The organism is Gordonia sp. (in: high G+C Gram-positive bacteria) (assembly GCF_020438995.1).
Taxonomy (GTDB): Bacteria; Actinomycetota; Actinomycetes; order Mycobacteriales; family Mycobacteriaceae; genus Gordonia.
On the sequence record NZ_JAGQTN010000041.1, the window covers coordinates 76,178 to 88,705 of the forward strand.

Sequence of the window (12,528 nt, forward strand, 5' to 3'; positions counted from 1 at the left end):
CCGCGATAGAACGACTGCCGGCCACCCGAGGGGTGACCGGCAGTTTTTCAGAAGCGAGCGCTGCGCGTTATCCGACGACGATGAGGCCGTTGCCCTGGCTGCGGGCGCGATCGAAGCGCTCGGCCGCATCGGCCCAGTTGACGATGTTCCACCACGCCTTGACGTAGTCCGGCTTCACGTTCTGGTAGTCGAGGTAGAAGGCGTGCTCCCACATGTCGAGCATGACGACCGGGATGATCGCGGCCGGGATGTTGCCGCTCTGGTCGGTGAGCTGCAGGACGACCAGGTTTCCGCCGATGGTGTCGTAGCCCAGGATGGCCCAGCCCGAACCCTGCAGGGTGGTGGCGGCCGCAGTGAAGTGGGCGTGGAACTTGTCGAAGCTGCCGAACTGGTCATCGATGGCCGCGGCGAGTTCACCCTCGGGCTTGTCGCCACCGTTGGGGGACAGGTTCTTCCAGAAGATGGAGTGGTTGGTGTGGCCGCCGAGGTGGAAGGCGAGGGTGGCCGACAGTCCGTAGGCCTTGCCGGCGATGGTGCCGTCTTCGCGGGCCTCGGCCAGCTTGGCGAGGGTGTCGTTGGCGCCCTTCACGTAGGTGGCGTGGTGCTTGCTGTGGTGCAGTTCCATGATCCGCCCGGAGATGTGCGGCTCCAGTGCGCCGTAGTCATAGTCCAGTTCCGGCAAGGTGTATTCAGCCACGATGGTCCTCTCTGACGAGTGTTGAGCTGCTGTCCGCGCCCGGGTGGACGCAGTGCCCCAACGCACGAATGCGGGTGGGGGATACTTCACATTTACTCAGCGGGTGAGGCCTGAGCAATATTCCCAGGGCCAATAGTCCCAGAATCAACCTACTCGCACCGGTAGCGACATACGGCCTTGAGTGGCGGTGAACGCGACCGGGCTCACCGGATGGCGAGATGGTGCCGGTCTCAGAGAAGTACTGGCTCAGAGAAGCACTACTGGCTCAGAGAAGCACAAGGGCGAGCACGATGGCGAGCAGGACCACGATGGAGAGAGCGGTGACGCGGCAACGATTGCCGATGCTATCCATGATGACGGGGAAATCGGCCGTATGCGGTGCTCGTACGGTGCCGACTTCCGGCGGCCGGGCTGCCGCGTATGCGGGCCGGGTCGGGCGTGGCTGGGTGTGACGCGTCGTCGCGTGCGCGGCCATGGCCTCTCCGTCCTTCTACGGGTCACCCGAACTTCAGGCCTACCTGAACCTCAGGCCTACCTGAACTGCGGGTTAACACCGGTCTGAACTGCGGGTTAACACCCGGTGTCGTGCAACGTGACTGCATCGTGATAGCAGTCACAGTCGCGATTGAATCACGAGTTGCAGCTATCACACAAGTCCCGATTCGGGGGACGCGCGTAGAGTTACCGGCATGTCGTGGCTTGATCAAGTATTCTCCGGGGCTTCGTCGAAGCGGACGATGATCACCCCGGACCAGGCGTTGCCGGGCCGGACCACCCCGGTGGCCGTGGCTGCCGCGAATGTGGTGCTCGGCCACCCCATGCGCGGCGACGATCCGGAGTCGGCCGCAGGTATCGGCGAGTTTTCCGGACGGCACGCGGTCGTCCTGGCCGGTGGCTGTTTCTGGGGCGTCGAGGAGATCTTCTGGCAGGTCCCCGGCGTGTACACCACGGCCGTCGGCTATGCCGGTGGATACACGCCCAACCCGAGCTATGAGGAGGTGTGCACCGCACGCACCGGACACACCGAGTCGACGCTGGTGGTGTTCGACCCGCAGGTCATCGACCTCGAAGGCATTCTCAAGGTGTTCTGGGAGACGCACGACCCGACGCAGGAGATGCAGCAGGGCAACGACGTCGGCACCCAGTACCGCTCGGCCGTCTACACCGTGTCCGACGACGACGCGCGGCTCGCACGGGAGAGTGCGGAACGGTTCGCCGCTGTCGTCGACGCGGCGGGTCTGGGGCCGATAGCCACCGAGATCGCACCGCTCGCGCAGGCCGGCGACGGCTGGTTCTACTACGCCGAGGACTACCACCAGCAGTATCTGGCGAAGAACCCGAACGGCTACCGCTGTCACTCGTCGACCGGGCTGAAGTATCCCGCGTGAGCGATCGGATCAGCCTGCAACAGTGGAATCGGACTCTGTTGCAGCGTCAGCACCTGCTGGCCCGTGTCGACGACGACGCCGTCGAGGTTCTCGACCGGGTCGTCGGCATGCAATCGCAGGATCCCAAGGCGGCGTTTTTCGGGCTGCATGCCCGACTGGAGAACTTCGCCCCCGACGAACTCGACGATCTGATGATCGACCGCGAGACGGTCCGGATGGCGTTGCTGCGCAGCACGATCTGCCTCATCGACACCGAGGACGCACGGTGGATCAGGCCCGCGGTACAGCCCGCACTCGACGCCGAACTCACCGGCACGCACGCCCGCAAGCTGGTTTCGGCGACGCCGGCGGCCATTGTCGATGCCGCGCGTGGCCTGCTCGCCGCCGGCCCGATCGGGGGCGATGACCTGGGCAGAGAACTGGCGCAGCGATTCCCCGACGAGGTGCCGGCCACCCTTACCAGAGTGGTCCGCTGCGCCCTGGCGCTCGTTCAGGTGCCCCCGCGCGGCCTGTGGTCGGGCAGCGGCAAACCCACCTACAGCCTGTTCGACGACTGGGCCGGTCCGGGTGAACCGGCGCTCACCGGCGACGACGCGCGCGCGGAACTGGTGCGGCTGTATCTGCGCGGTTTCGGGCCGGCCACGGTCGCGGCGATCCAGATGTGGTCGGGTATCGGCGGGCTGAAGCCGCTGGTGGAGAAGATGGAAGCCGACTGGGAGCTGGAGAAGCTGACCGGCCCGGACGGCGAAACATTGTACGACCTGGACGGTCTGGGTCTGGCCGCCGCGGACGAACCCGCCCCGGTGCGGCTGCTGGCCCCCTACGACCACGTCGTCACGGCCGCCGCGGATCGTCGGCGGGTGGCCGGCGAGGACGCGCTGAACGCGATCAAGACCACCAACGGACTGATGCGCGGACTCGTCCTTATCGACGGCTGGTTGTCGGGAACCTGGTCGCTCACCAGACCGGGGGTGAACGTCGAACTCTTCGGCGAGCCGGACCGGGCGCAACGCGCCCAGCTCGATACCGAGGTGCAGCGGCTGCGGGAGTTCGCTGTGAGTTGAGCGGCACCGCCGCCGTGAGTTGAGCGGCACCGCCGCGGGAGTTGAGCGGCACCGCGGGCCGGGGTTTCATCAACAGGTTTCCCCAAGTTATCCACAGAGCTGTAAACAGCTGTGGATCATCCATACCTTCACTTCCGTGAACTTCCTGCCGGACCGTTCCCGATTTTCGGTGACGTACATCACTCAGAAGCCGGTTTGTGCAGTTGTTATCCACAATTCCACAGGGATATCCACAGCCCGAGAAGCGGATTCTGTATAACTCGCCCGTCTGTGAGCGGCCACCCTGTGAATAGAATCCCGCCGACGCGATGCCCTGTGACACCATGGACTGCGTGAGCATGTTCGACATCCCCGAGATCCCGGTGACGCAATTGCCGGACGACTTCACCGACGAACCCGGCCGGTTGATGCTCGATGTGCGCGAATACGACGAGTGGGAGGCGGGCCACGTGCGTGGCGCTATCCACATCCCGCTCACCGAGGTCGCCGCCCGCCTCGACGAGATCGACCCCGACGCCGAACTGTTCGTCATCTGTCACTCGGGCGGACGCTCGGAACGCGTCCTGCAGTACCTGCTCCGCAACGGTTACGACGGCAGCGGCGTGGCCGGCGGCATGTTGTCCTGGGTGCAGAGCGGAAAGCCCGTCGAGTCGGGTCGATGATTGATCTGTGCCCCCGGTGCCGCATCCAGGCACCTCACAAACCCGGACGCTCGCAGTGCCCGCGCTGCGGCGGGCCGCTGAGTGTCATCGACAACGCTGCCGGGTCCGCGGGCCCCGCGCCTGTGCCGGGGCAACCTCCCCGGGTGGGGCACACCAGGCCCGCCAACGCGCCGCGCATGTACCGCAGCCCGCACGTGCGGTGGGTCGCCCGGCGCCCACCCGAGACGTTCCCGCCGCCGCGGCCCGCGCACCGGCAGGGACCGGCACTGATACCGCGGTACGGCTATCTCCCCACCTGGGGTCTGCACGACCGGCCGGTCACCGGTGCGCAAGACGCTGCCGCCGATGCCCGGCGCGGCGGACTCGACGCGACGCTGCACGTGACGGCCATCGCGCTGGTCGTCACCGCCGTCGTGCATTTGCTGCGGTACGTGTTGCTGGTGATCAACCGCACCACGCCGATTCCCACGTGGCTCGACATCGCGTCCGTCGTCCTGGTATGGGCGGCAGGACTGACCGCCGTCGTCTTCTTCGCCACCGCCACCGTGTCCGTCGTCGGTTGGCTGCGCGGGGCCCGTGCCGCCGCCTACCGGCGTCATGACAGACTCGATCCGCGCCCGCGCTGGCAGCTCACGGTGTTCGCCGCGATCCCGCTGGTCAACCTCGCCGGCGCGCCCGTCCTGGTCCGTGAACTCATCGCGCAGCGCGACGACATCGACCAGCGCCGCGCCCACCTGGTCTCGGGCCGCACCGCGATCGCCTGGACCATCGTCAACCTCGCCGCTGTCGCCGCGCTGGTCACCCGGTTCATCGCGGGCCGGTCCGACTCCCTGCAGACCGGTGCCGACGGCCTGTGGCTGACCATCGTGTCGGCTGCGCTGTCCGCAGCGTTCGTGCGGTGGGTGCTGCCCAGGCTGATCCGCGTCTTCGACGACACGCCGTACATCGACGCGCCGACTCGCCGATGGGTGCAGGTGGCGCAACAATGACCAGATGTGGGCCGGAGGCGTTGTGGACCGGGGACGACCGGCGGGCCGGGCCGCACGGTAAGGGGTGTCGATGAGTTCGGTTGACCACGTCTCGCGGTCGGGGAAGCCCGCTGTCGTCGCTCATCGCGGTGCGTCGCGGGAGGCTGCCGAGCACACCGCGAAAGCGTACGAGCTCGCGCTCGCCCAGGGGGCCGACGGCCTCGAATGCGACGTCCGCATGACCAGCGACCATCAGCTCGTCTGCATCCACGACCGGACTGTCGACCGCACCTCCGACGGCACCGGCGTCGTCAGCGAGATGTCGCTCGCGCAGCTGCGCGAACTCGACTTCGGCAGCTGGCACGCCGACGGCAAACCGGCGCAGATCCTCACCCTGCGCGAGTTGCTCACCCTCACCCTCGACTGGCGCCGGCCGGTCCGGCTGTTCATCGAGACCAAACATCCGGTCCGCTACGGCAGCCTCGTCGAACAGGCGATCCTGGAAACACTGCAGGAGTTCGGCGTCGCCACTCCGCCGTCGGCCGACCACAGTCGCGCCGTCGTCATCTCGTTCTCCTCGGCCGGGGTGTGGCGCATCCGCCGCAACGCCCCGATGCTGCCGACGATCCTGCTCGGTGAGACCTCCCGCGTCCTGCGCGGCAGTGCCGCGACCGCAGTCGGCGCCACGGGCATCGGCCCGTCCATCGGCACCCTGCGCCAGCACCCCGACCTCGTCGACCGGGCCGCCGCATCGGGCCGGGTCACCTACTGCTGGACCGTCGACGAGCTCGCCGACGTCGCACTCTGCGCCGAACTCGGCGTGCGCTGGCTCGCCACCAACACCCCCGCCCAGGTGCGCGAATGGCTGGTCAGCGTCTGATCCGGGGCAGTGGGGACCGGTCCCCTCGGCGTTACCGCCATCTGCCAAGGTAGAGCCATGGCTAAGAAGAGCAAGCGCGGCAGCGGACCACGTCCGGGGAGCAATCGGGCCGAGCGGGTGGCTGCCCGCCGGGCGCGGCAGGAGGCGGCGCTGGAGGCACCGGCGCGGCCGTTCGGCGGTCTGGCCGCCGAATGTGATCTGGTCGCGTTGCGCGCGTTCGTGGCGTCGGCGACCGCGACCCTCGAACTCGCGAGCACCCCGGCGGACGGCCGCAGCATCGTGCTCGGGACCGTCCTGCCCGGCGCCGTTCCCGGTATCGTGCGCGAAACCGATGGTGCACCACAGGCTTTCGTCGCCACCCAAACAGATCCGGAACCGGCCGACGTGGCGGTGGGACTGGCGTCGGCGATCACCTGGGCGACGACGGCGGCCGTCGGTTCCGACTTCGCCGACGCCGGCGACCCGGCGCCGCTGACCGACCTGCTCGTTGCCGACGCGGTGCTCGACATCACCGTGCACGACGACTTCGGCTGGTGGCTGCATCCGGGTGCCGCGGTGACGCCGGAGGTGGGGCAGATGCTGCAGCGGGCCAACGACACCATCCTGCCGACGGCTCGCCTGACCAACGACAGCGGCATCGGCGCCCCGTGGTGGGTCGACGCGGGGGAACGGGCCCACCTGCGCTGGGTCCGGCCCGAACCCGAGGACGACCTGATGAGCGCACTCGCGCGGATCCACGCGGCCGGGAACCTGACCCTGGGCGAGGGGTCGCGGTTCGCCGGCTCGTTCCGCACGCACGGGCTGCTCGTGCCGGTGTTCGATCTCGATGCCGAGCGGCACCCGACCGAGTGGACGCAGGCGCTGAACACCTTCGACGCCCACCTGGTGGAGGCACTGGCCGACACGAGCGACCTGACCGCGGCGCAGCGCCGATCGCGCGACGGCATCCGCGGCCGTCAGGTCACCCTGCGCTAGCTTCCCCAGCCGGTTGAGCCCCTTCGCCGGTTGAGGTGCCAGGAGCGCAAGCGACGAGCCTCGAAACCTCGCGAGAGAACAATGTCATCTCACCGGTTTCGAGGCTCGCAAGCTCGCACCTCAACAGGCATGGGCCACGTCAGATGGTCCCGCCCGCGGCGGCCGGCGCAGTGGCGTCGGCACCGGCTGCGCCGGCGAACTCACGCTGGACGAAGTTCTCGACGTCGAACAGGTTGCCGTTGGCACGTTCGGCGATGGTCTGCAGAGTGGTCATGGTGGCCACTTCCTCGACCTGCTCCTTGAGGAACCACTGCATGAACTGCTCGCCGAGGTAGTCGCCGTTGTCGCGGGCGGCGCGCGCCAGATCGACGATCTGCTGGGTGACGCGCTTCTCCTGCGCCAGCGCCAGGTCGATCGGGGCCTTGTAGTTGTCGAACTCCGACCGCGGGACGTCGACGCCGGGCAGCTCGATGTGCATGTCGCGGTCGAGGAAGTATTGCAGGATCATCATCGCGTGGTTGCGCTCTTCGACGGCCTGCCGGTAGAAGTGGCGGGCCAGCTGCGGCATGTCGATGCCGTCGTAGTAGACGGCGACGGCGATGTACTGCTGCGAGGCCGAGAACTCGTTGGCGATCTGGTCGTTCAGAAGGTCGTGGAACTTGGTGCGTACGGTGTTGTCGATCAGCTCGGTCATAGTGGACATGGTAGGAGCATCAATACCCTTTGCGCATCCAAAGTCAGCCTAACAATAGTAAGGCGAACCTACCTCGGATCGCATTTGATTAGGTAAGCCTCAGTACTCGTACGCAATGGTTCGGATTCGCTATTCGATTGCGCCACCGTTGTTTTCGATCATGGCGTCGGGGACGGATTTACCTTCCCGTAAGTAGTTGAAGAATTCTTCCGTGTTGGAACCAACGATGAGTGAATCCCCCTCCTCGGTCACCTGAGCACCCGCATTCGGCGTTGTCGTGGTGATCGGATTACCGCGCAGGGCCATCGCCAGGCCGGCCAGATTCCAGATGTGATCGTTCTTGTCGACGGTCAGCGAGTTGACCGCACCGTTCACGAACGGAACGAGCCGGAACGGATTGAGCACGACCGACGGACTGGTCGCCCTGGCCATCAGCGCGGACAGGAATTTGCGCTGATTGACCACGCGTTCGAGGTCGGCGTTGGGAAAGGCGCGGGTGCGCACCAGGCCGAGGGCCTGCTTGCCGTTGAGGTCGTGGCAGCCCTTCTTCAGTTTCAGTCCGGCCTTGGGATCGTTCAGGTTCTTGTCGATGCAGATATTGACGCCGCCGACGGCGTCGACGAGGTCGGCGAAACCACCGAAACCGATCTCCCCATAGTGGTCGATGCGCAACTTGGTGAGCTGTTCGACCGTCTGCACCAGCAGCTTGGGACCACCGAAGTTGAAGGCGGCGTTGATCTTTCGCTGGCCATTGCCGGGAACTTCGACGTACAGGTCGCGGGGGATGGAGATGATCATCGATCGGCCGCTCGGCGGTTTGTGCACCAGCATGATGGTGTCTGTGCGCGCGCCGTCGCTGTCCCCGGTCGCCAGGCGGTCCTTGTCCTCCTGCGACAGACCCTCCCTGGAGTCGGTGCCGACGATCAGCCAGGTGTTACCCGGTGTCGGTCCGGGCTTGCCGTCGTAGGAGGACAGGGCGTCGACACGACGCAACTGGTTGTCGAAGTAGAAGACGGCCGCGACCGTCGAGACGAGCATCGCGACGACCAGGATCAGCGCGATCTTCCCGAGGCCGGCTGGTCGGCCGGGGAGGCGCCGGAGCGGGTTGCGTGACCGGCGCGGCGACTCGCGTGGCGGTTCGCCGTACGGGACCGCGGATGGCGGTGGGGCCGACTGGTATGGGTGCCGCTGCGCCGGTACCCGCACGGGTTCCACACCGGCCGGGCCCTGCCGAGGGCCGGGATCGGGTCGATCGGGCCGGGGCTGGTTGCCGTGCCGGGGGACGTCCCTGGGCGGTGTGTTCTCTCCGGGCGTCCCGGAGTAGGCGAACGCGGGCCTGGCCTGGGCGTGCACCGTGGGCGCGTACTCGGGTGGTGGAGGGTTGCCGTTCTGAGGTTGGGCGTTGCCGTTCCGGGGTCGGGCGTTGCCGTTCTGGGGTTGGGCGTTGCCGTTCCGGGGTTGGGCGGGCTGCCGATCCTCGGGTCTGAGCTGGGGTATCGGCGCCGCGGCCGGTGGTTCGGCGGGCCGACGATGCTGCGCCGCCTGGCCGGGGGGCTGCTGCTTGGGGAATCCCGGACCCGCGGGACGCTGCCGGGGCGGTTCCTGCCGGGGAGGTTTGGCGTGGCGGCCACCGTCGGCCGGACTCTGCGGCGTCCGGTACCCGCGAGGCGGGTAACGCCCGTCCGGCGGCGCCGGGGGTTCACTCCCTCGGCGTCGCCTGTTCGGCGGTTCGTTCCCGTTCACCCGACCAAATCTACGCATCGCGACGCCACCACGGGACCGGGGCCACTCATCCGACTGACACGGCAGGTTACGTGATCCACCCCAGATGCTCGCGAAGCAGCGCATAGCCGACAAACGCGACGATGTCCATGACGGAGTGGGCGATGACCAGCGGCCACACCCGGTTGGTGAGCTGATACCAGCGGCCGAACACCAGCCCCATGACGACGTTTCCGATGCCCGCGCCGATGCCCTGATACAGGTGGTAGCCGCCACGCAGCAGGGCGCTGGAGGCCAGCGCCCCGTTGGCGGTGAGGCCGAGCTGCCGGAGCCGGGTGATGAAGTACGCGACCACCACGATCTCCTCGGCCGCGCCGTTGCCGATGGCGAGCAGGATCAGGAGCGGCCACCGCCACCACAGTCCGTCGGCGTCGGCGGGCACGAGGGTCGCGTTGATGCCGAGCGCGCGGGCGACGGCCACCAGCGCCAGGCCGGGCAGCCCGATGACCGCGGCGAGGGCGAGGGCGGGCGGCACATCGGATGCCACGGGACCGACGCCCAGACCCACCTTGCGCAGCAGCCCGGCGCGCCACAGCAGATAGGCGCCGAGCGCAGCGACGGCGAACAGCCGGGTGGCCTGCATCAGCCGCCGGATCGCGTCGAGTGCGGCGAGATCGGAGGTGGCCGGGTTGAGCGCAATGGTGGTGTTGCCGATGCCGCCGGCCAGTTGTGCTTCGAGCAGTGACAGCGCCGCCGACAGCGCCGAGAACCCGAAGGTGAGGACCCCGACGATCACCAGCTCGATGACGATGCCGCGCCGCGCCACCGGGTCGGTGACCGCGTCGATACCCGGCCGGTCGGGTGGCCGCAGGATCAGGCGGAGGTTGGCGCGCATACGCGCCAGGCTACCGACGTCGCTATTCGGGCAGGCTGTTGATGAAGGGGCAGCCTGCCAGGCCGCGCAGGGCGTAGGAGAGTTCGTGGACGTCGGTGACGGGGCGAGGGAAGGCGAGGCGGACGTCGTTGTCGCCGTCGGGTCCTTCGATGCGGAAGCGGATGCCGAAGCGGTCGAGGCCGAGGGGGCGGACGCGGCCGGTGCGCAGATGGCTGGGCAGTTTGCGGGCGAATTGACCGACCATGTCGGCGTGGTCGGCGTCGAGGTGGGCGATCCAGTCGTTCTCGTACTCCCAGAACGGGTCCGGGGTGGCGCCGGCGAGGTCGCCGGCGGTTACGGACGCGGCGCCGGAGCCGGTGGCGATGACGGCCGAGTTGAGCTGAAGGCGGAGCAGGGAGTGGCCGTGGCCGACGTCGAGGAGGCCGTCGTCGGGGTGTTCGGCGGCGATTTCGATGGCGAGGTCGCGTTCGAGGTCGGCGGGCACGGGGAACAGGGTGCCGTTGAGCCAGATCAGGGACCGGACACGTTCGCGCAGGTCGATGGGGGCGCAGTCGGTGATCTCCAGCATCGCGGCCAGGCCGTCGGCGGCGTGTACGGCGGCCATGGCCTCACCGTCGGTGGGGGCGAGGATGAAGGCCTGCGATTCGAACAGGTGCACCACCGAGAGCGGAGTGGGTTCGGTTCCCTCGACGGCGAGCATGGCGTCGGAGACCCGTCGACAGGCGGTGACGATGAGCTCAGCGTGTGATGGCCGGCTGGTGACCGCTTGTGTCATGAGTGCTCCTCGGACAGGGGATGTCGTGCATCAATAAGGCAACCCTAACCTAAGCCTCGCCGGTGGACCAGGTCAATGCCAACTTTTGGTCACAAGGACTCGAACCGGACGGGTCCGGTCACCTGCTGCCGGTAACCTTTGGTCGTGTCTGTGTCGCCCGACCCGCCGGTGATCGCCTACTTCGGTCCCGCCGGAACCTTTACCGAGATGGCGCTGCAGCGACTGCTGACCGCGCGACTGCCGCTTCAGGACGTGCCCGCGCTGGCCGGTCCGGTGACCACGATCGCCGCACCCAGCCCCACCGCAACGATCGCGATGGTGCGCGACGGAGTCGCCGACTACGGCTGCGTCCCCATCGAGAGTTCGCTGGAGGGTTCGGTGCCGGCGACGATGGACGCGCTGGTGCCCGTCGACGGCCGCCGCGTGCAGGTGTTCGCCGAGGTCACGCTGCCGATCGCGTTCACCGTGGCCGCCGCCGGGGCACTGGAACCCGAGCGGGTGCGGACCGTCGCCGCCTACCCGGTGGCCTCCGCACAGGTGCGGCTGAGCATCGAGAGGCTCTACCCGAACGCCTCGTTCGTCATCGCCTCGTCCAACTCGGGTGCGGCGATCGACGTCGTCGAGGGTCGCGCCGACGCCGCGGTCACCACCGGCCCGGCCGCTCGGCTGCACGGGCTCACGGTGCTCGCCGACGGGGTGGCCGACGCCCAGGACGCGGTGACCCGTTTTCTGCTCATCGGTCGGCCCGCACCACCGCCCGCGCGCACCGGGTCCGACCGCACCGCGGTCATCCTCGGCCTGCCCAACGAGCCGGGCAGCCTGATGCGGGCGATGGACGAATTCGCCACGCGCAAAGTCGATCTCACCCGGATCGAGTCGCGGCCGCGGCGTGACCTGAGGCTCGACAAGACCTCTGCCGGGCAGTACCGGTTCTATCTCGACGCCGTCGGGCACATCCGCGACGACGCCGTCGGCGAGGCTCTGCGCGCACTGCATCGCAACGTGGAATCCGTTGTGTTCCTGGGTTCGTGGCCGGCCGAGAACGAGGTGGGATCGCCGCCGCCGGATACCGCCGAGAGCGTCGACTGGTTCACCGGACAGCTACAGGGGGAGACGTAGATGGCGGCGACACTGCACCTGATCCGGCACGGCGAGACCACCGCCAACGTCATGCACCGCCTCGACACCGCGCTGCCTGGTGATTCGCTCACCGATTTCGGTGTCCGGCAAGGGGTTCGGTTCGGCTTCGACAATCGTCCCGCTCGCGAGCCGGTACTGGTCAGTTCGGTGGCGCGGCGGGCGGTGGAGACCGCCGAGGCCATCGCATCGGTGTGGGACGTCGATCCCGTTGCCCTCGAAGGGATTCACGAAGTCCAGGTCGGCGACCTCGAATCCCGCTACGACGACGAGGCGCACGGCGTGTTCACCGATATCGTGAACCGTTGGTATGCAGGCGAAGTCGACGCCCGGATTCCCGGCGGCGAATCGCTGACGATGGTGCACGGCCGGTACCTGCCCGTCATCGATCACCTCGCCGCCACCCACCTGGCCGGATCCGACCCGCGCGACGTGTACGTCGTCAGTCACGGTGCGGTGATCCGGCTGATCGCCTCCCACCTCACCGGCATCGACCGAAAGTTTGCCGCCGCAACACATCTGCGCAACACTGGCTCTATCGAGATCGAATACACCGAGTCGGGTGTCTGGGTCTGCAAACGCTGGGGTGCCACACCCGCCCCCTTCGGTCGCAACGACGAACCCCTGGTCGTAGAACCGATGGGCTGATGTGAAAGCCCACCGGCGAGGGT

Annotated in this window: 14 protein-coding genes; 8 read left to right on the top strand and 6 right to left on the bottom strand. The window is 67.9% G+C overall.

The window, feature by feature from the left end; genetic code table 11:
• Window positions 1–67: 67 nt before the first annotated feature.
• Together KDB67_RS03405 and KDB67_RS03410 are read right to left on the bottom strand one after the other, a co-directional pair.
• Entirely contained in the window at window positions 68–697 is a 630-nt protein-coding gene (locus KDB67_RS03405; protein WP_291012378.1) for a superoxide dismutase, read from the bottom strand.
• Window positions 698–962: 265 nt separating this feature from the next.
• Window positions 963–1,172, bottom strand: coding sequence for a hypothetical protein (locus KDB67_RS03410; RefSeq protein WP_291012381.1), 210 nt, complete (start codon window positions 1,170–1,172; stop codon window positions 963–965).
• A gap of 214 nt (window positions 1,173–1,386) precedes the next feature.
• On the opposite strand from KDB67_RS03410, the gene msrA reads away from it, so the two are divergent.
• From msrA to KDB67_RS03440, 6 genes are all read left to right on the top strand, one after another.
• Window positions 1,387–2,085: a peptide-methionine (S)-S-oxide reductase MsrA gene (gene msrA / locus KDB67_RS03415; protein ID WP_291012383.1), complete on the top strand. Its 699-nt coding sequence runs from the start codon at window positions 1,387–1,389 to the stop codon at window positions 2,083–2,085.
• The gene (locus tag KDB67_RS03420) at window positions 2,082–3,149 is read left to right on the top strand and encodes a winged helix DNA-binding domain-containing protein (RefSeq protein ID WP_291012386.1); all 1,068 of its coding nucleotides are present in this window, start codon (window positions 2,082–2,084) and stop codon (window positions 3,147–3,149) included. The genes msrA and KDB67_RS03420 overlap by 4 nt, the downstream gene beginning before the upstream one ends.
• A 338-nt stretch (window positions 3,150–3,487) precedes the next feature.
• Window positions 3,488–3,811 carry a rhodanese-like domain-containing protein gene (locus KDB67_RS03425; protein ID WP_291012475.1) on the top strand — a complete coding sequence of 108 codons (324 nt, stop codon included), beginning with the start codon at window positions 3,488–3,490 and terminating at the stop codon, window positions 3,809–3,811.
• Between the two features lie 143 nt (window positions 3,812–3,954).
• Window positions 3,955–4,800, top strand: a complete 846-nt coding sequence (locus tag KDB67_RS03430) for a DUF4328 domain-containing protein (RefSeq protein ID WP_291012388.1) — start codon at window positions 3,955–3,957, stop codon at window positions 4,798–4,800.
• A gap of 70 nt (window positions 4,801–4,870) precedes the next feature.
• Complete coding sequence (locus tag KDB67_RS03435; protein WP_291012391.1) at window positions 4,871–5,659, top strand: glycerophosphodiester phosphodiesterase family protein; 789 nt, start codon at window positions 4,871–4,873, stop codon at window positions 5,657–5,659.
• A 57-nt stretch (window positions 5,660–5,716) separates the two neighbouring features.
• Window positions 5,717–6,634, top strand: coding sequence for a DUF5926 family protein (locus tag KDB67_RS03440; RefSeq protein WP_291012394.1), 918 nt, complete (start codon window positions 5,717–5,719; stop codon window positions 6,632–6,634).
• Between the two features lie 139 nt (window positions 6,635–6,773).
• Here the strand turns inward: KDB67_RS03440 and KDB67_RS03445 are convergent, their stop codons facing one another.
• The 4 genes from KDB67_RS03445 to KDB67_RS03460 all read right to left on the bottom strand — a co-directional run bounded on the left by KDB67_RS03445 (window position 6,774) and on the right by KDB67_RS03460 (window position 10,720).
• Window positions 6,774–7,337 (bottom strand): ferritin, encoded by a 564-nt coding sequence (locus tag KDB67_RS03445; protein ID WP_291012397.1) that lies wholly within the window; start codon window positions 7,335–7,337, stop codon window positions 6,774–6,776.
• 120 nt (window positions 7,338–7,457) lie between these two features.
• A complete protein-coding gene (locus tag KDB67_RS03450; protein WP_291012400.1) occupies window positions 7,458–9,071 on the bottom strand; it encodes an LCP family protein in 1,614 nt (537 codons plus the stop codon).
• 67 nt (window positions 9,072–9,138) lie between these two features.
• Entirely contained in the window at window positions 9,139–9,945 is an 807-nt protein-coding gene (locus KDB67_RS03455; protein WP_291012402.1) for a CPBP family intramembrane metalloprotease, read from the bottom strand.
• A gap of 22 nt (window positions 9,946–9,967) precedes the next feature.
• Window positions 9,968–10,720 carry a DUF2470 domain-containing protein gene (locus KDB67_RS03460; RefSeq protein ID WP_291012405.1) on the bottom strand — a complete coding sequence of 251 codons (753 nt, stop codon included), beginning with the start codon at window positions 10,718–10,720 and terminating at the stop codon, window positions 9,968–9,970.
• 207 nt (window positions 10,721–10,927) lie between these two features.
• Here KDB67_RS03460 and pheA point away from each other — a divergent pair, with 207 nt between their 5' ends.
• Together pheA and KDB67_RS03470 are read left to right on the top strand one after the other, a co-directional pair.
• Window positions 10,928–11,839, top strand: a complete 912-nt coding sequence (gene pheA / locus KDB67_RS03465) for a prephenate dehydratase (protein WP_291012477.1) — start codon at window positions 10,928–10,930, stop codon at window positions 11,837–11,839.
• Window positions 11,840–12,505, top strand: coding sequence for a histidine phosphatase family protein (locus tag KDB67_RS03470; RefSeq protein ID WP_291012408.1), 666 nt, complete (start codon window positions 11,840–11,842; stop codon window positions 12,503–12,505).
• Window positions 12,506–12,528 lie beyond the last annotated feature (23 nt).